This is a genomic window from Pelomicrobium sp. P1, from assembly GCF_052805615.1.
Genome location: NZ_JBRBEM010000014.1, coordinates 60,662 through 79,147, shown reverse-complemented (window position 1 = coordinate 79,147; position 18,486 = coordinate 60,662). Strand labels below are relative to the sequence as shown.

Below are 18,486 nucleotides of genomic sequence, written 5' to 3'. Positions count from 1 at the left end.
GGGTTGTTCCTGCTTTCCATGCTGCTCGACCGGGCCGACGGTGAGCTGGCGCGGCTTTCCGGGAAAAAAAGCGCTTTCGGCCAGAAATACGATCTGGTGGCCGACGGCGTGTGCAACACGCTGGCCTTCGTGGGGCTGGGGTTCGGGCTCAAGACCGGGACCCTGGGCCCGTGGGCGATTCCCCTGGGCGCGCTGGCCGGCCTGGCGATCGCGGCGACTTTTTACCTCTTGTGGCGATGGGAAGCGCTCACCGGAGAAGACACCGCTCCATTGGGCGGTGCCGCGGGCTTCGACCCGGACGACGCGCTGATCGTCGTCCCGATCATGCTCTGGCTCGGGTTTGCCGAGCACCTGCTGGTGGCCGCCGCGATCGCCGCGCCGGCATTCGCCGCTTTCGTTTACTGGGGTCTCGTGCGCAGGCTCGGCCGCCCGACCGGCCGGCACCCCCAGTCTTCGTAGCCTAACTTGTGAGAAGCGATGGTTCAGCCGCTGACCCAAGAGCAGATTGAGAGCTTCCACCGCGACGGGTTTCTGATCGTCCGCGGTCTCTACGGGCGCGAGGCCGCGGCGCGCATCGCTGCCTGGACCGAGGAGATCGCGGGCTACCCGGAGGTTCCGGGCAAGTACATGATGTATTTCGAGACAAGCCGCCTGGAGCCGGGCCGGCGCCTGCTTAACCGGATGGAGAATTTTTGCCCCTACCACGCCGGCTTCGACGCCCTGCTCAACGGCCCCGGGCTGCGCGACGCGGCGGCCCAGCTTTTCGGCGCGCCGGCGGTCCTGTTCAAGGACAAGATCAACTTCAAGCTGCCGGGCGGGGGCGGCTTCACCCCGCACCAGGACGTACAGGCCGGCTGGGACCGCTACGCGAGCCTCCATATCACCGCGCTCGTCAGCATCGACGCCGCGACCCGGGACAACGGCTGCCTGGAGCTCGCGGCAGGGCGCCACCGGGAAGGACAATTAGGCCCCAGTTGGGCGCCGCTGCCGGAGGACGTGACTGCCCAAATGGACTTCATAGCGTGCGAGACGAAACCGGGCGACGTGGTGTTCTTCGATTCCTATACCCCCCACCGCTCCGCCCCCAACCTGAGCTCGCGGCCCCGGCGGGTACTCTACGTGACCTACAATAGACTGGACGAAGGCGACCACCGGGCCCGGTACTACGCCGACAAGCGCAAGAGTTACCCGCCCGACTGCGAGCGGGAGCCAGGCAGGGAGTACGTGTTTCGTGTCTGAGGCCCCTCGTTTCGGCTACGCCGACGCGGCCTGCCGCACCCGCCAATGCCCGACCCCCAGGCCCTAATTCTCGCTGCCGGCCGGGGAACGCGGTTCGCCGGCGACCCGGAGCACAGGCCGCTTCCCAAGTGCCTCCTGCGCTTCGGCGGGCGTAGCCTGCTCGAGCGCCATCTGCGGCTGCTGACGCGGGCCGGCGTGAGGGACATCTGCGTCGCGGTGGGTTACGGGGCCGAACGTGTCCGGGACGAACTGGCGCGCCTGGATTCCGGGGCCAGGGTGACGACGGTGTTCAACCCCGATTACGACCTGGGCAGCGTCGTGACCGTGTGGTGCGCCCGAGCACGGCTGCTGGCGGGGCGCGAGACCTTGCTCATGGACGCGGACGTCCTCTACGACGGGCGGATGCTCGCGCGCCTGCTGGGTTCGGCCCATCCCGATTGCCTGCTCATGGACCGCAACCTCGAGCCCGGCGAGGAGCCGGTCAAGGTGTGCGTGCGGGCGGGCCGCATCGTGGAGTTCCGCAAGCGCCTCGCCCCGGGACTGACGTTCGACCATTGCGGCGAGTCGGTGGGGTTCTTCCGCCTCTCGGCGGACACCTGCCTGGCCCTCGCGGCCCGGGCGACCGCCTACCGGGAGGCGGGCCGGGGCATGGAGCCCCACGAGGAAGCTCTGCGCGACCTGATGCTGGAGGCGCCGGAGCGCTTCGGCGCGGAGGACGTGACCGGGCTGCCCTGGATCGAGATCGATTTCGCCGAGGACGCGCGGCGGGCGCGGGAGGAGATCCTGCCGCGGTTAGAATGCTAGTTCCCGAACCGGCGCGGCCCGAGCACGATCCAATCCTCGTCATGGACAGACGCCCACGCCCCGCATCCAAGGCTGCCGCCCTGCGGGCGCTGCTCGCCTCCCCCGAGCTGGAATTCCTGATGGAGGCCCACAACGGCCTGAGCGCCCGCATCGTGGAAGAGGCCGGCTTCAAGGGCATCTGGGCGAGCGGGCTCACCCTCTCGGCCCAGTTCGGCGTGCGCGACAACAACGAGGCGAGCTGGACCCAGGTGGTGGACATGGTGGAGTTCATGGCCGACGCCACCCGCATTCCGATCCTCATGGATGGAGATACAGGCTACGGCGACTTCAACAGCATGCGCCGTCTGGTGAAGAAGCTGGAAAGCCGCGGCGTCGCCGGGGTGTGCATCGAGGACAAGCTGTTTCCCAAGACGAACAGCTTGATCGACGGCCACCGCCAGCCGCTGGCGGATGTCGCCGAGTTCCAGGGCAAGATCCGCGCCGGCAAGGACAGCCAAAGCGATCCGGACTTCGTCATCGTGGCGCGGGTGGAGGCGCTGATCGCCGGCTGGGGCCTGGACGAGGCCCTGCGCCGGGCCGAGGCCTATCACGCCGCCGGCGCCGACGCCATCCTGATCCACAGCAGGAAAAGCCGCGCCGACGAGATCCTGGCCTTCGCCCGGGAGTGGGCCGGACGCTCGCCCCTGGTGATCGTGCCGACCACTTACTACAGTACCCCCACCGACGTGTTCCGCGCCGCCGGGGTGAGCGTGGTGATCTGGGCCAACCACACCCTGCGGGCGGCCATTTCCGCCATGCAAGCCCTGGCCCGGGAACTTCACGCCACCGAAACCCTGGTGAACGTGGAGGACCGGATCGCGCCAGTGAGGGAGATCTTCCGCTTGCAGCGCGCCGACGAGCTGCTGGCGGCGGAACGCCAGTACGCCGCTCCCCGGGAGCGAACCACCACCGCGGTGGTGCTGGCGGCGAGCCGGGGGGAGGGGCTGGACGAGCTGACCGAGGATCGCCCCAAAGCCATGCTGCCGGTGGCCGGCCGCCCCCTGCTGCGCCGGCTGGTGGACGAGTTCAAGAAGCAGGGCATCGACGCCGTCACCGTGGTTGCCGGTTACAAAGCCCGGTCCATCGACCTGCCGGGCGTCGAGGTGGTGGAGAACCCGGGGCACGCCGAGAGCGGCGAGCTGGCTTCCCTCGCCTGCGCCCGCGAGGCCATCGGCGAGGACACGGTGGTGAGTTATGGCGACCTTTTGTTTCGCAGCTACATCCTGCGGGACCTGCTGGAGACGCCGGGCGAGCTGGCGGTGGTGGTGGACTCTTCGCCGGTGCCGGAGAGGCCGGAACGGCGGCGGGATCTCGCCTACTGCTCGGCCCCCGACGACCACGCCCTGTTCCCCCAGGACGTGAAGCTCCTGCGGGTGGACGCCCGGCCGCGACCGGGCGCGGGTGCGCCCAGCGGGCGCTGGATCGGCATGCTGCGCGTGCGGAGCGCCGGGCGCTCGTGGCTGCTCCAGGCGATGGACGCCCTGGCGCAAAGGCCCGACTTCCACCGGCTGGGGCTGCCGGACCTGCTCAACCACCTGACCGAGGCCGGCCGTCCGGTCCGAGTGCTCTACGTGAGCGGCCATTGGCTGGACGTGAACGACCCGGACGACCTGCGCCGCGCGGTGGATTTCGCCTACGGGAACCCGGGCGCCCAGGGCTCCGGCGAGGTCGTCCCGTGATCGAGGCGGCGGAATTTCTGCGCCAGGCGGCGGCCCTGGGCTACCGTTGGTACGCCGGGGTGCCCTGCTCCTTCCTGGCGGCCCTCATCGACCAGGCGAGCGCCGACCCGGCCCTCGCTTATGTTTCGGCGGCGAACGAGGGCGACGCGGTGGCCGCGGCGGCGGGGGCGTGGCTCGGCGGCCGGGCGAGCGTCGCCCTGATGCAGAACTCGGGCCTCGGCAACGCGGTAAGCCCCCTCACGTCGCTGAATCACGTGTTCCGCATTCCGGTGCTGCTCCTCGTCACCCTACGCGGCGAGCCGGGGATCGCCGACGAGCCCCAGCACGCCCTGATGGGGCGCATCACCCCCGCGTTGCTGGACACCCTGGAGATTCCCTGGGCCCGTCTGCCGGATTACCCCGAGGCCCTGGGGCCTACCCTGGCGAAAGCCCGGGCGGTCATAGAAGAGACCGAGCGCCCCTACGCCCTGCTGGTGGGCAAGGACAGCTTCTCCGCTTCTACGGCATCTCCAGGCGGCGCCCGGCCGCCGCGACGGCATTCCGGCGCCGTGCCCCGCGCCCGCTGGCAAGGGTCCGAGGCGCGGCGGCCGAGCCGGCGGGAAGCGCTGGAGCGCATTGCGGCCCTCGTCCCAGAAAACGCCGGCGTCCTGATCGCCACCACCGGCCACACCGGGCGGGAGCTCTACGCCCTGGGCGACCGCCCCCATCAGCTCTACCTGGTGGGCTCCATGGGATGCGCCTCGTCCCTGGCCCTGGGGCTCGCCTTGGCGCGCCCGCGGCTGCGCGTCATCGTGCTCGACGGGGACGGGGCGGCTCTCATGCGCATGGGGAATCTAGCCACCATCGGCGCCTATCGGCCGCCCAACCTGGTCCACGTGCTGCTGGACAACGAGGCCCACGGGTCCACGGGCGGCCAGGCGACGGTGTCGGCGGGCATCTCGTTCGCGGGCGTCGCCGCCGCCTGCGGCTACCCTGCGGTGTGGGAAGGGAACGCGCTTTCGTTGCTCGACGAAGCGCTGGGGCCGACCCAGGTCTCGGGTCCTGTCTTCGTGCATCTCAAGATCGCCCCCGGCGCCCCGGCCGGGCTGCCGCGCCCTTCCCTCTCGCCGGTCGAAGCGCGGCGGCGCTTCATGGCCCACATCGACGGCCTGGAGCTCCCTTGCGCGAGATCGACATGATCCTGCTCAACCCCGGTCCGGTGAACCTGAGCCCGCGGGTGCGGGCGTCGTTGACCTCCCCCGATCTATGCCATCGCGAAAGCGAGTTCGGCGATCTGCAGGAAGACGTGCGGCGGTCGCTGCTGGCGCTCTACGGGCTCAATCTCCTGGAATGGGCGCCGGTGCTCCTCTCCGGCTCGGGAACGGCGGCGGTGGAAGCGATGCTAGCCAGCCTGGTCCCGCCCGGCGGCGCCCTCTTGGTGATCGATAACGGCGTCTACGGCGCGCGAATGGCGGAGATCGCCCGCTGCCACGGCATCCGCCATGCCGTCTTGCGCCAGGAATGGGGCGCGCCGGTGGACCCGGAGGCCCTCGCCCGCCGGCTCGATGAGGCGCCGGAGACCAGCCACGTGGCGGTGGTCCACCACGAAACCACCACCGGGCGATTGAACGACCTCGCCGCCATCGCCCGCCTGTGCCGAGAGCGCCACGTGGCGCTGCTGGTGGACGGGGTGAGCAGCTTCGGCGCCGAGGCGCTGGAGTTCTCCGCCTGGGGCGTGAGTGCCTGCGCCGGGAGCGCCAACAAGTGCCTCCACGGCGCGCCGGGGTTAAGCTTCGTGCTGGTTAGGCGGGACGCACTGCCGCCGGGCGGCGCCGGCCGCGGCCTCTATCTGGACCTGGCGCGGCACTTGCGAGCCCAGGACGGGCGCGACACCGCCTTCACCCCCGCCGTGCCCCTGTTCTACGCCCTGAGGGAGGCCCTCCACGAGCTGCTGGAGGAAGGCGGCTGGCCCGCGCGCCACGCCCGTTACGCGCGCCTCGCCGCCGCCGTGGAGGACGGGCTTGACCGGCTCCAGGTGGAGCCGCTGCTCCGATCCGGCCCGCGCTCGGTGGCGCTGCGCGCCTACCGGCTGCCGCAAGGCATCGACTACCCGATGTTGCACGACGGGCTCAAGCGGCGCGGGTTCGTGATCTACGCCGGCCAGGGGGAGCTCTCCAAATCCATCTTCCGGGTCTCCACCATGGGCGCCATCGCCGCCGCCGACCTGGAGCGCTTCGTCGCCGCGGTGGGCGAGATCCTGGACGGGGCACCCTCCAGCGGAGGCTCCGGGTGAATCCTCCGGGCTCGCCGGCTGCGGCCGAGGACCCGCCATGAAGGCCGGTAGGCTGCGCCGGTTCCTGCGCCTCAGCTTGGTCGGCGGGCTGGCCTTGTTCCTGTATCTGGTGATCGAGCGGGGCACGGTGGAGCTGGCGGCGGCCTTGAAGACCGCGGGATGGGGGCTCGCGCTGGTGGCGGCGTTCCACCTGGCGCCCATGGCCGCCGACACCCTGGGCTGGCAGCGCCTGGTACCCGCGGCGGCGCGCCTGCCCTTCGCCACCCTGCTGTGGGCCCGCTGGATCGGCGAGTCGATCAACGGACTGCTGCCGGTGGCCCAAGTGGGGGGCGATCTGGTCAAGGCCCGCCTGCTCGGCCAGCGGGGCATGCCGGGGGAGATCGCCGGCGCCAGCGTGGTGGTGGGCTTGACCCTGGCGGTATTCACCCAGATTCTTTTTACCCTCCTTGGGGTGGTCCTCCTGGTCCTTCACCTGGGCGGGGAGCGCTTCACCGACGCCCTGCTGGCCGGGACGGCGATCATGGGCGCCCTGTTACTGGGCTTCTACTGGGCCCAGCGCCGCGGCCTGTTCTCGGCCCTGGTGGCGGCTCTCGGGCGCCTCGCCGGCGGCAGCGACTGGCGGGCCCTGGCCGGGGGCGCGGCCGCCCTGGACCGGGCCATCTCCCGCACCTACGCCGACCGCCGGGCGCTCCTGGCGTGCTGCGCCTGGCTGCTCGCGGGCTGGCTCTTGGGAGCCGGAGAGGTCTGGCTGGCCATGGCCTTCCTCGGCCATCCGGTGGGATGGGCCGAGGCCCTGCTCCTGGAGAGTCTGGGCCAGGCAGTGCGTGCCGCCGCCTTCCTGGTGCCCGGTGCCCTGGGCGTGCAGGAAGGCGGATACCTGCTGCTCGGCGCGCTCCTGGGGCTCGAGCCGCCCCTCGCCCTGGCGCTGTCCCTGGCGAAACGCGCCCGGGAGCTGGCCCTGGGCCTCCCGGGCCTGGTGGCTTGGCAGATCGCGGAAAGTCGTGGATGGTGGCGGGGGCGCCGGCGGCGGTCACCGCGGGCCGGGGTCCGTCCAGATGGGGGATGAGCGCCCCGCCCCGGATCGCCGGGAGAGCGCAAGGGAAATCAAGGTGGAACGGGATCAGGCGGAGACGCGCTTGAGGAGTGGCTGACATGGAGAGATCACTGAACGGGGCCAGGTCCCGGCGGGCGAGCCCCAAGGCGCTGGCCGCCTTCGCGGTGGCGGCGATTTGCGCCGCGTTCGCGCCGCTCGCCGCCGGGGCCGAGGAGAACCCGGCGGCGGTGGTCGAGGGCTTCCAGGCGGTGCTCGTATCGGTGATGAAAGACGCCGGCAAACTAGGCTACGCCGGTCGATACAAGCGTCTCGCCCCGGCGGTGGAGGAGAGCCACGATCTGCAAAGCATCGCGGCGTTCGCCGCGGGCAGGTACTGGCAGCCGTTGAGCGACGCCCAGAAGTCCCTGCTCGTGGCCACCTTCAGCGAGTGGAGCATCTCCACCTACGCGCACCGCTTCGATGCCTATTCCGGGGAAAGATTCAGGACGCTCTCGGTCGAGCAAACCCCTCGGGGCGAGGCGTTGGTGCGCAGCGAGCTCGTCAAGCCGGGGGGCGAAACCCTCCGCTTCGACTATCTGCTGCGCCGCCGGGAGGAAGGCTGGCGGATCGTCAACATCGTCGTGGACGGGGTGAGCGACCTCGCCATTCGGCGATCGGAGTTCGCGAGCATCCTGCGCACCGAGGGTTTCGACGCCCTGATAAAGAAGCTGAAGGACAAGATTGCGGCCCAGTCGAAGTCTGCGGGCTCTTGAAGGCGCGCGGCGGCTCCTGAGCGCCACGGGCGAGGCGTACCGCCGCGGCCTGGTCCGGCTGGTCACCGGGTCGGGCCGGGCCGCCCCCTGGGTATTGGGCGCGGCGGCGCTCTCGAGCGCTGCTCTCCTGTACTACGGGGCGAGCCGCCTCTCGATCAACACCGACACGGCGGACATGCTGGCGCCGGAACTCCCCTTCCGCCAGGCCGACCGGAAGTTCGAGCAAGCCTTTCCGCAGCTCTCCGACCTCATCGTTGTGATCGTGGAGGCCGGCGTCGCGAGCCGGGCGAACGATGTCGCGGACCAGCTCGCCGGGGCGCTCGCGCGCTCGAACGGCCCCTTTCGTTACGTCTACCAGCCCGGCCGCGGCCCTTTCTTCGCGCGCAACGGCCTGCTCTACCTGGACACGGACGAGCTCTGGCAACTGAGCGAGAAGCTCGCCGAGGCGCAGCCGTTCCTGGGAGCGATGGCCCAAGACCCGAGCCTGCGCGGTCTTTTCTCCGTGCTGGGGCGCGCCCTCGGGGAGAACTTGGGCACCGAAAACCGGGCGGCCCTCAAGAAAGTGCTCAACGAAATCGACGCGGCGGTACAAGCCCTGCTGGCGGGCACGCCCCAGCCGCGCTCATGGCGGGAAGCGCTGCTGGAGGGCGGCTCTGCGTCCAGGGACAACCATCGCAGCTTCATCCTGATCCAGCCGCGCTTCGACTACGCGAGCCTGAGGCCGGCGAAAGAGGCGCTGGACCGGGTGCACCGCCTCGCCCGGCAGGTGGAGGCCGAGGAACCGGGCGTGCAAGTCCACGTCACGGGGGAAGTGGCCATGGAGGACGAGGAGCTGGCGAGCGTATCGAAAGGGGCGGGTATCGCCACCTCGGTCGCTTTTGCCCTGGTCTGCGCCATCCTCTTCCTGGGGCTGGGCTCACCGCGGCTCGTGGCCGCCATCCTGGTCACCCTGGGCATAGGTCTCACGTGGACCGCCGCCTTCGCCGCCGCCGCCATCGGCCATCTGAATCTGATCTCGGTGACCTTCGCCGTCCTGTTCATCGGCCTGGGGGTGGATTTCGGCATCCAGTTCGCGATGCGGTACAAAGAGGAACTGGACGCGACGCACGACCATGTCGCCGCCCTGGAGCGGGCTGCGGCGGGCGCCGGCGGCACCCTCACCCTGGCGGCCCTCGCCGCCGCCTTGAGCTTCCTTTCCTTCGCCCCCACGGATTACCGGGGGCTGGCCGAGCTGGGCGTCATCTCCGGCTTCGGCATGATAGTCGCCCTGGGGGCGAACCTGACGGTGCTGCCCGCAGCGCTCAGCCTGATGCAGGTCGGCCCCTACAAGGGAAGGACCGGGGCGGGCCCGGTGGAGACTCTGTCCCTGAGAGTGCTCACCGTCCAGCGCAACCGGCGGATCCTGCTCAGCGCCGCGGCGGCGGCGGCCGCCGGCTCCCTCCTCCTGGTGCTCCAGGCCCGTTTCGATTTCCATCCCCTCAACCTGCGGGACCCGACCACCCCGTCCGTTGCCGCTTTCCTGAGCCTCTTGCAGGATCCATCCACCACCCCCTACACCATCGAGATCCTGGCCCAGGACCTGGAGGCGGCCCAGGCACTGGCCGCCCGCCTGGAAAGCCTGGACGCGGTCGACCGGGCGCTCACCCTGGCGAGCTTCGTGCCGGCGGATCAGGAGGAGAAATTGCGCATCATCGGGGACATGAACCTGGTCCTCGCGCCCCTGGTCACCCCCCCTGCACCCGCGGCGGCCCCCACGCCCCAGGAAGAGGCGATGGCCGTGGAGAAGTTCCGCCAGGACCTCGTGGCGGCCGGCGCCGGCGGAGACGAGCTGGCCGCCAGCGCCGAGCGGCTCGGCGGCACCCTGCAACGGCTCGCGGCCATGCCGGGCTGGCCCGGGGCGTTGGCGGAGGAATTGCGGCGCAGCGTCATCGGCGACCTGCCCCAAGTCCTGAACGAGCTGGGGCAGCTCCTGGCCGCAACCCGGGTCGCCCTGGCGGACCTTCCCGAGGACTTGAGGCGGCGCTACTTGAGCCCCGACGGGCAGGCCAGGGTCGAAGTCTTTCCCAAGGAAGACCTGAGGGACAACCCCGCCATGCGCCGGTTCGTGCGGGCGGTCCAAGCGGTCGCACCGGCGGCCACGGGAACCCCCGTCATTTTTGTGGAGGCCGGGGACGCGGTGGTGGAAGCGTGCCTGCAGGCCACCGCCATCGCCCTCCTCGCCACCCTGGTCCTCACGCTGGCGGCGTTGCGCAAAGTGGGGGATGCGCTCCTGGTTTTGCTCCCCGTGGTGCTGGCCGCCTTGTTCACGGCCGGCGCCGCCGTCCTGCTGGACATTTCCTTCAATCTGGCCAACATCATCGCCCTGCCCCTGCTGCTCGGCCTGAGCATCGCCTTCGGCATCTACCTGGTCAAACGCAGCCGCGCCGGATGGGACGTGAACCGCCTGTTCCGCAGCAGCACGCCCCGCGCGGTTTTCTTCAGCGCCCTCACCACGGCCGTCTCCTTCGGCGCCCTCGCCTTCTCCGAGCATCCCGGCATGGCGGGCATGGGCCGGCTCCTCGTGCTCGCCCTGTCCTTCACCCTCGTCTCCAGCCTTCTGGTCCTGTCCGCGATCCTGGCGGAGCTCGAGGGTCAACGTTCCTGAGCCGTGTAGGCAAGGGGGAACGGGTATCCCCGCAGGGCACGAGCTCAGGCGTTTCCGGCCGGACTCGAAACTTTTACTTTAAGCGGCCTGTCGAGCCCGGCCTGCAAAGACAGGCTTCCTGGTCCGACTAAATACCACATAGGCGAGCTGCCGGAAGTCCCGAAGCGTACCGGGAGCGGTCTCGCGGCCACCGCCCCCCAAGTGAAGCGGGCCGCGAGCAAAGGCGGAGGAGATTTCATGAACAATCTCTATCGGTCCATGGTTGCGGGTTTCGTTGCCACCGCCGTTATCTCGATCTTCATGGAGATCAAAACGATGGCGGGGTTCGCGCCCGAGCTGGACTTGATCCGGATGCTTAGCGCGATCTTCGGCGCTCCGAGTTTCCCGATCATCGGCTGGATGTTTCACTTCGTCATGGGAACGATTTGGTGGGGATTGTTGTTCGCGTGGTTTAACGAGTACCTGCCCGGTTCCAGACAATGGCAGAAAGGGATCTGCTTTGCGATCCTCGCCTGGTTGCTGATGATGATTACGATAATGCCTTTGGCGGGCGCCGGATTTTTCGGGGTACGCCTGGGCCTGACGGCGCCTGCCCTGATGCTGGTTCTGCACCTCGTCTATGGCGCCGTGCTTGGCACCACGTACAGAGCGCTTCTGGGCTCGCCCTTGCTCAAAAGAAGATGAGCGAACGGAAAAACGAGCCGCCGCCTAGGCCGCGGGCATCGGCCGGAGTGGCATCTCAGCATTCAGCGGAAATAGCCGTGCCGGCGAAACCAGTCGATGGCGTCCTGCAGCGCCTCGTCCGCCGGGCGAAAACGGTAGCCGAGCTGCCGCGCCGCCTTGTCGCTGGAGAAATACATCCGCTTGCGCGCCATGCGCAGCGCATCGCGGGTGACCCGCGGCTCGCTTCCGCCGGCCCACGACCACGCCTCCATGACCCACGCCACGGGAAAGAGCGCCGCCACCGGGAGTCGCACGCGGGGCGGGCGCCCGCCCGCCAGGCGGGCGATGCGGGCCAGAATCTCCCGCAGCTCCAGATTCTCGCCGCCCAGGACGTAGCGTTCTCCGGGAACCCCATGCCGGTAAGCCAGCAGATGGCCGTAAGCCACATCGTCCACGTGGACCAGGCTGAGGCCGGTGTCCACGTAAGCCGGCGTGCGGCCGCAAGCCGCGTCAAGCACCATCCGGCCGGTGGGGGTGGGCCGCCGGTCGCCGGGCCCCACCGGCGCCGACGGGTTCACGATCACCACCGGCAGGCCTTCTTCCCGGGCGAACCGCATCGCCTGCTCTTCGGCGAGAAACTTGGAGCGCTTGTAGGGGCCGATCATGTCCTCCAGCCGCGACGGCGTCGTCTCGTCGGCCGGCGCCCCATCGGCGCGGCAGCCGAGGGTGGCCACGCTGCTCGTGTAGACGACGCGCTCGACCCCGGCTTCCGCTGCCGCGCGCAGCAGGTTTACGGTACCCTGCACATTGGCGCGATGCATGGCCGACGGATCCCGCGCCCACAGGCGGTAGTCGGCGGCCGCATGGTAGACCCCGCGGCAGCCCGAAGCGGCCCGCCGCAGGGAATCCGGGTCAAGCAGGTCGCCGACCGCGGTCTGCACCGGGAGCCCCTCCAGATTGCGCTGGTCGCTGGTCGGACGCACCAGCACCCGCACGGGCTCGCCGGCGCCGACCAAGGCACGCACGATGGCCGCGCCGACGAAGCCGCTCGCGCCGGTGACCAGAAAGGGAGCGCTCATGAGGGCGGCACGAGGGCTCCGGACGCGCCGGCGGCCAGGCTCGCGCGCCGCAACGCCCGTCGAGCGAGGAGGAAGCCGGGAACGAGGGTCGCCAGGGGGGGCAGCTCCCGGGGACGGCGGGCGAGGGCGAGCAGCAGGGCTTTCGGCTGCAGGGCGCCCCCGGGACCCAGCGCGGCCAGGGCGCTTCCCGGGACGCTCCGGCTCACCGTGTCGGTGACGGCCCGCACCGCGGCGAAAGGGATCCCCGCCTCCCGGGCGACCCGGGCGATGGCCGCAGACTCCATGTCCACCGCCGCCATGGCGGACGCCCCGCGGTGGGCGGCCTTGGCGCCAGCCCCTCGCAGCGGGTGCAGCGCCTCGCCGATTGGCTCCGTGCTCACTTGCAACCGCGGCGCCAGGAGGCTGGCGAGCAGCCGCCCGTGCCACTCGGCGTCCACGGGAAAGCGCTCCCCGTCAGCAGCGATCACCAACGGCGGAAGGACGATCGCTCCGGAGCGCAGACGCGGATCGAGCGCCCCCGCGAAACCCCAGCTCAGAAGGGCCCGGGCGCCGGCGGCCACCCCGGCCCGGGCCGCCCGCTCGGCGTTCTCGGGACCGACGCCGGCGATCCTCACATGGACCGACACTTCCCCCGCCGATTCGTGGACAGGCGCTTTAGGCAAGCATCGGGCCTCGGCATGCAAGGCCGCCACCACGTCCACCCTCATCCCCATGGGGCGAGGACGCTCTTTGCCCGGGCCAACGCCCACAAGGGGAAGTAGACGCTGTAGCCGTGGTACTTGAGGTAGAACACCCGGGGAAAGCCCGGCGCGGTGAACTCCGGATCGTCCCAGCGCCCGTCGCTTTCCTGGGTGCGCAGCAGGTATTCCACGCCGCGCCACAACTCAGGCGCCCCGGTCTCCCCGGCCGCTAGAAGCCCGAGCACGGCCCAGGCGGTCTGGAACGCCGTGCTGCGGCTGGCCCGGCCGGCGAGGCTCGGGTCGGCGTAACTGTCGTTGGTCTCGCCCCACCCGCCGTCCGGCCGCTGCACCCGTTTGAGCCAGGCCGCCCCCCGCTGGAGCGCCTCCCGGGCTCGCGGATCGCCGCTGTGCTCGAGCGCCATGGCCGCCGACCAGGTGCCGTAGATGTGGTTCGTGCCCCAGCGGCCAAACCAGGATCCATCCGACTCCTGCTCGCCGAGCAGGTAGGCGGTGCAGCGCTCGAGGGCGCGGGCGTGCTCCGGGTCCTTCTTCAGGAGGGTGAGCAAGGTGGCGCAGCGGGCCGACACGTCGGCGGTGGGCGGGTCCAGCAAAGCGCCGTGATCGGCGAAGGGGATCTCCAGCAGGTAATCATGAGTATTATCGGCGTCGAAAGCGGCGAAGCCCCCGTTGCGCGATTGCATGCCGCAAATCCACCGGGCGGCCCGCTCAATGGCGACGCCATAGCGGGCCGCATCGGCACGCCGCATCGCCCAGGCCACGACCGCGGTATCGTCCAGATCGGGGTAGTGATCGTTGCGGAACTGGAACGGCCAGCCGCCTCCTGGCAAGTCCGGCCTCGATTCGCGCCAGTCGCCCTCGGCGTCCAGCAACTGACGCGCCTCCAGCCAGTCGAGGGCCTTGCGCGCCGCCCGGCGCCCCGGCTCGCTGCCTTCCTCCAGCAGGGCCAGCGCCGCCAGAGCCGTGTCCCAGACCGGAGACACGCAGGGCTGGCAATAGGCTGAGTCGTCGCGAACCACGAGCAGCTTGTCGATGGCTCTACGGGCAGTGCGGCAGAGAGGATGTTCCCGGGGATACCCGAGCACTCTGAAGGCCTCAAGGGTGTTGACCATGGCGGGAAAGATCGCGCCCAGCCCCCCCTCCCCGTTGAGCCGCTCGACGATCCAGCGTTCTGCCCGCGCGATCGCCGCTCGGCGTACCCTGCCCGGAATCAAAGGCTCCAGCAGCCGCACCGTCCGCTCGAGGCGGAGGAAGAGCCCGTTTAGCCGGGAGCGCACCGGGAAATAATCGCGCTCCTTCTCCGGATCGACGGTGAACAGCTCCCGCACATGGATGCCTTTCGGGTTGCAGGCCCGCGCCCGCAGGGAATAGAGGATCGCCAGGGGCACCATGACGGTACGGGACCAGTAGGAGACCTTGCTCAGGTGAAACGGAAACCAGCGGGGCAGCAGCATGATCTCCACTGGCAGGAAGGGCACCGCGCGCCACGGCACCTGCCCGAACATGGCCAGCAGGTAGCGGGTGAACACGTTGCTGCGGGCGGCGCCGCCCCGGGCGATGATCGCTTCCCGGGCCCGGCGCATGTGCCCCTCGCCGGGCGCGTCTCCCGCGAGCTTGAGGGCGTAGTAGGCCTTCACCGTACAGCTCAGATCCAGCCCGCCCCCCGGGTAGAGGGGCCAGCCGCCGTCCTCCTGCTGGCGGCTGCGCAGGTAGGCGGCGAGCCTCGCCTGCAGCGCCTCGTCCACCTCGCCGAGGAAGTGCATCATGCAGATGTACTCGGCGGGGATGGTGCAGTCCGCCTCCAGCTCGAAGCACCAGTAGCCCTCCGGGTGCTGGCGCGCGAGCAGCGCGTCACGGGCGCGCTCGATGGCCGCCGAAAGTTTCCGGGCCTGTTCGGTGACGGCGGGAGAAATCAAGTTCACCCTGGATTTGAGATCAACGTGTCCCATACGCCTCCCTGCACGGGAACGTCATTCCGCGACGACGGCAGTCCCCCTGGAGCCCGCCGGCTCCCCCACGCCGCCGACGGCGGGCACCGGCCTGGGCAGCCCGGGGATGGTGAGGGCGAAGGTGCGCGACACCTTCCAGGATCCGGTCCTGGTACTCCAGATCGGGTGGGCCGGCACTTGTCATCCCGCTCGTCCCGGGGGCGTAACGCCCGCGCTCGCCTGGGAGTAGCTACGCCCCTTCCATTGGACCCCGGCGCCGCGCCAGTGCCGCCAGGCCGAGGTCCAGGTCATTCCCAGGTAGAGCACCCCGATCAGCGGCAGCGCCGCCGCCCACAGGGGCGAGCGCCCGTAGTACAGCAGGGTCGGGATGTACGAGGCGGCCATGGCCACCATGGCAGCCAGGGCCAGCGCCTTCGCCAGCGCATGCGGCGCGGCGAGCGCCACCGCCGGCGGAGCGACGAATGCGAGCAGGAAGACAGCGCTCAACAGAGCGAGCAGCACGGTCGAGTGCCGGAGCTGCTCGAAGGCGTAGCGCGCCACCGCGTTCCAGATCCCGGCGAGGCCGCGCCAGGGACGCACGCTCACTGCGGAGTGGGTGAGGCCGATCCAGGTGGGGAAGCTGCACTCCTTGAACGCGCGGGCGAGGGCGCAGTCGTCGATCAGCGCCGAGCGAATCGCCGTGAACCCCCCGATGAGCCGCAACGCCCAGGTGTCCACCAGCACGCAGCCACCGGCGGCGGCCGCGACGCGCCGCGACTGGGCATTGTTGGACAGAGCGAACGGATAGAGCAGCTTGAAGAAATAGACAAAGGCGGGCGCGAGCAGCTTTTCCCAGAAGCCCCGCATCGGCGATTCCGCCGTTAAGGAAACGAGCATCAGGTGTTCCCGCTCGAGCTTTCCACGCAGCGCGGCTACGAGCCCCGGCGACAGGGCGATGTCGGCGTCGGCGAGCAGGGTCAACCGGGTGCGCACCCGGGCAAAGCCCTGGGCGAGAGCCCAGACCTTGCCCGCCCAGCCGGGGGGCGTCGGCGACCCGCGCACCACGGTCAGTCCCGGAACGCCGGTGGCGAGGGCCGCCTCCGCCGTGCCGTCCTTCGACTGATCATCCACTAGGACGATGCGCAGGCCCCGCCCCTGGGCGGCCAGGGCAGGAAGGGTCACCACCAAGGCTCGCGCCTCGTTGCGCGCCGGAACCAGCGCCGTGACCTCGCTCAGATCTTCCTCGGAGCTCGACTCCTCGGCGTCCAGCCTTTCGCGGGTGCTCCACGGCCGCCACGGCAAAAGGAGCAGCCCAACCCACAAGACGAAACCGGGCAACGCCGCCAGCAGCCACATCATTTGAGCGCCGCCCGCGCTGCGGCCCCTTCGGCCCGTCCCAGATCGTCGTAGACCACGGGCAGCTCGGGGGCCATGGGACCGTCGGTGCGCGGGCCCCGGAGCCGCGCGTACAGCGCTTTCCATGGACGGGAAAACGCGTCGTTCACCGCCGTCGGCTCGAACCCGCAGTGCACCATGCAGTCCGCGCACTTCGGGTTGCGCCCCACCCCGTAGCGGTCCCAGTCGGTCTCCTCCATCAGCGCCTTGAAGGTAGGCGCGTACCCCTCGTCCACCAGCAAGTAACAGGGCCGCTGCCAGCCGAAAACGTTGCGCGTCGGGTTGCCCCAGGGCGTGCACTGGTACGTCTGGTTGCCGGCGAGGAAATCGAGGTACAGGATCGACTGGCTGAAGCGCCAGCCGCGCCCCTTGCCGAGGGCGAAGATCGAGCGGAACAGTCGCTTGGCTGCGTTGCGGCGCAGGAAGATGTCCTGGCGCGGCGCGTGCTGGTAGCTGTAGCCGGGGCTGATGGTGACGCCCTCGACCCCCAGGTCGCGCACGAAATCGAGAAACCGCGCCACCTCGGCCGGGTCCTCGTCGCGGAACAGGGTGCAGTTGAAGGTCACGCGGAAGCCGCGCGCCAGGGCGAGCCGGGCGGCTTCCACCGCCTTGTCGAAAACGCCCTCGCGGCAGACCGATGCGTCGTGCCGCTCCCGCAGTCCGTCCAGATGGATGGAAAACACGAGATAGGGCGACGGGGCGAACTCGCGCATGCGCTTCCTCAGCAGCAGCGCATTGGTGCACAGATAGACGAACTTTTTGCGCCGGACGATCCCGGCCACGATCCGGGCGATATCCTTGTGGATCAGCGGCTCGCCCCCGGGGATGGAGACCACCGGCGCCCCGCATTCGTCCACCGCCGCCAGGCACTCTTCCATGCTCAACTGTCTGTTCAGGATGGGCTCGGGGTAGTCGATCTTGCCGCAGCCGGCGCAGGCCAGGTTGCAGCGGAAAAGGGGTTCCAGCATGAGCACCACCGGGTAGCGGGTGCGTCCGCGCAGCCGTTGCCCGGCGATATAGAGCCCGACGCGGAGGATCTGGCGCAGCGGCAATCCCATGGGCGTGTCAGACCTGCCGCTCGCCCGTCCTGGACCCGACGCTGGCGCGGGTCAGCCCGGCCGGAAGCCTGAAGGTGACATTCTCGCGAACCCCTTCCAGGGTGCGGATCGAGATGGCCCCAAGGGTGCGCAGCCGGTGGCACACCCGCTCCACCAGCACCTCGGGGGCCGACGCGCCGGCCGTCACGCCCACGCGCCGAACGCCTTCGAGCCACCGCGGATCGAGATCGCGCTCGTCCTGGATCAAATGCGCCGCCAACCCGCACTGCTCCCCTACTTCCCGCAGGCGGTTGGAGTTGCTGCTGTTGCGCGCGCCCACCACCAGTAGCAGGTCCACCTCCCGAGCCAGGGCGCGCACGGCGTTCTGCCGATTCTGCGTGGCGTAGCAGATATCGTCCAGGTCGGGTCCCTGGATGCCGGGGAACCGGCGCTTGAGCGCTTCGATGATCTCCCGCGTGTCGTCCAGGCTCAGGGTGGTCTGGGTCACGTAGGCGACCCGCCGCGGGTCGGCCACCTGGAGCCGTGCCGCATCCTCTACGCTGGAGATGAGGTGGACGATCCCCCGCACCGAACCCATGGTTCCGATCACCTCCTCGTGCCCGGCATGGCCGATGATGACGATCTCGTAGCCCTGGCGCCCATAGCGCTGGGCCTGAAGGTGCACCTTGGTGACCAGGGGACACGTGGCGTCGATGACTTGCAGCCCCATTTGCCGGGCCTGCTCGACCACCGTATCGGCCACACCATGGGCGCTGAAGATGGTCACCGCGCCCGCGGGTATGCCGTCCAGTTGCTCGACGAAAACGGCCCCTCGCCGCTCCAGGGATTCGACCACGAAGCGGTTGTGGACGATTTCGTGGAACACGTAGACCGGGGGGCCGTAGGCATCCAGAGCCAGCTCGACGATCTCGATGGCCCTCACCACCCCGGCGCAGAAGCCGCGGGGCTGAGCAAGCACGATCTCCATGCCGGTTCCCTCTCCTTCGTCGGTGGATCCCGCGGGCGGCGCTCGCGTCATTCCGCACGGTCTGTTTCACAATATAGACTAATAAGACGGACTTGCGGCCGTTTTATTACCGGCGGAGCACGAAGCGGGGAGAAGCCTCGCGCAACCTTGTCTTCCGCTGCGATCAGCGTGCCGGTGATGTCAGGATAATGTCTCCAGGCCGGTCTTTTTATCGA

Annotated in this window: 16 protein-coding genes; 10 read left to right on the top strand and 6 right to left on the bottom strand. The window is 69.8% G+C overall.

All coding sequences use genetic code 11. The annotated features are described in order from the left end of the window. The 10 genes from ACUVYZ_RS13725 to ACUVYZ_RS13680 form a co-directional block, all read left to right on the top strand. On the top strand, positions 1–459 hold a 459-nt coding region (locus ACUVYZ_RS13725), incomplete at its 5' end, for a CDP-alcohol phosphatidyltransferase family protein (protein ID WP_439934958.1). A gap of 18 nt (positions 460–477) precedes the next feature. Then, positions 478–1,239, top strand: a complete 762-nt coding sequence (locus tag ACUVYZ_RS13720) for a phytanoyl-CoA dioxygenase family protein (protein WP_439934959.1) — start codon at positions 478–480, stop codon at positions 1,237–1,239. 45 nt (positions 1,240–1,284) lie between these two features. Then, positions 1,285–2,043, top strand: coding sequence for a phosphocholine cytidylyltransferase family protein (locus ACUVYZ_RS13715; RefSeq protein ID WP_439934960.1), 759 nt, complete (start codon positions 1,285–1,287; stop codon positions 2,041–2,043). 41 nt (positions 2,044–2,084) lie between these two features. Continuing rightward, positions 2,085–3,761 (top strand): phosphoenolpyruvate mutase, encoded by a 1,677-nt coding sequence (gene aepX, locus ACUVYZ_RS13710; protein ID WP_439934961.1) that lies wholly within the window; start codon positions 2,085–2,087, stop codon positions 3,759–3,761. Then, complete coding sequence (aepY, locus tag ACUVYZ_RS13705) at positions 3,758–4,939, top strand: phosphonopyruvate decarboxylase (RefSeq protein WP_439934962.1); 1,182 nt, start codon at positions 3,758–3,760, stop codon at positions 4,937–4,939. Before aepX ends, aepY begins: the two co-directional genes overlap by 4 nt. Next, positions 4,936–6,033, top strand: a complete 1,098-nt coding sequence (locus tag ACUVYZ_RS13700) for a 2-aminoethylphosphonate aminotransferase (protein WP_439935020.1) — start codon at positions 4,936–4,938, stop codon at positions 6,031–6,033. The genes aepY and ACUVYZ_RS13700 overlap by 4 nt, the downstream gene beginning before the upstream one ends. A gap of 37 nt (positions 6,034–6,070) precedes the next feature. Then, positions 6,071–7,099, top strand: a complete 1,029-nt coding sequence (locus ACUVYZ_RS13695) for a lysylphosphatidylglycerol synthase domain-containing protein (RefSeq protein ID WP_439934963.1) — start codon at positions 6,071–6,073, stop codon at positions 7,097–7,099. Between the two features lie 86 nt (positions 7,100–7,185). Next, entirely contained in the window at positions 7,186–7,839 is a 654-nt protein-coding gene (locus ACUVYZ_RS13690; protein WP_439934964.1) for an ABC transporter substrate-binding protein, read from the top strand. Then, positions 7,808–10,483, top strand: coding sequence for an MMPL family transporter (locus tag ACUVYZ_RS13685; protein WP_439934965.1), 2,676 nt, complete (start codon positions 7,808–7,810; stop codon positions 10,481–10,483). The genes ACUVYZ_RS13690 and ACUVYZ_RS13685 overlap by 32 nt, the downstream gene beginning before the upstream one ends. A 237-nt stretch (positions 10,484–10,720) precedes the next feature. Then, on the top strand, positions 10,721–11,167 hold the full coding sequence (locus ACUVYZ_RS13680; RefSeq protein WP_439934966.1) for a DUF6789 family protein: 447 nt from the start codon (positions 10,721–10,723) through the stop codon (positions 11,165–11,167). A 62-nt stretch (positions 11,168–11,229) separates the two neighbouring features. Here the strand turns inward: ACUVYZ_RS13680 and hpnA are convergent, their stop codons facing one another. The 6 genes from hpnA to ispH form a co-directional block, all read right to left on the bottom strand. Then, complete coding sequence (gene hpnA, locus ACUVYZ_RS13675; RefSeq protein ID WP_439934967.1) at positions 11,230–12,225, bottom strand: hopanoid-associated sugar epimerase; 996 nt, start codon at positions 12,223–12,225, stop codon at positions 11,230–11,232. Continuing rightward, complete coding sequence (locus tag ACUVYZ_RS13670; protein WP_439934968.1) at positions 12,222–12,938, bottom strand: phosphorylase family protein; 717 nt, start codon at positions 12,936–12,938, stop codon at positions 12,222–12,224. The genes hpnA and ACUVYZ_RS13670 overlap by 4 nt, the downstream gene beginning before the upstream one ends. Next, complete coding sequence (gene shc / locus ACUVYZ_RS13665) at positions 12,929–14,872, bottom strand: squalene--hopene cyclase (protein WP_439934969.1); 1,944 nt, start codon at positions 14,870–14,872, stop codon at positions 12,929–12,931. The genes ACUVYZ_RS13670 and shc overlap by 10 nt, the downstream gene beginning before the upstream one ends. A gap of 180 nt (positions 14,873–15,052) precedes the next feature. Beyond that, positions 15,053–16,210, bottom strand: a complete 1,158-nt coding sequence (locus ACUVYZ_RS13660) for a glycosyltransferase (RefSeq protein ID WP_439934970.1) — start codon at positions 16,208–16,210, stop codon at positions 15,053–15,055. Further along, on the bottom strand, positions 16,207–17,304 hold the full coding sequence (gene hpnH / locus ACUVYZ_RS13655) for an adenosyl-hopene transferase HpnH (RefSeq protein ID WP_439934971.1): 1,098 nt from the start codon (positions 17,302–17,304) through the stop codon (positions 16,207–16,209). The genes ACUVYZ_RS13660 and hpnH overlap by 4 nt, the downstream gene beginning before the upstream one ends. 7 nt (positions 17,305–17,311) lie before the next feature. Beyond that, positions 17,312–18,271 carry a 4-hydroxy-3-methylbut-2-enyl diphosphate reductase gene (gene ispH, locus ACUVYZ_RS13650; protein ID WP_439934972.1) on the bottom strand — a complete coding sequence of 320 codons (960 nt, stop codon included), beginning with the start codon at positions 18,269–18,271 and terminating at the stop codon, positions 17,312–17,314. Between the last annotated feature and the right edge of the window lie 215 nt (positions 18,272–18,486).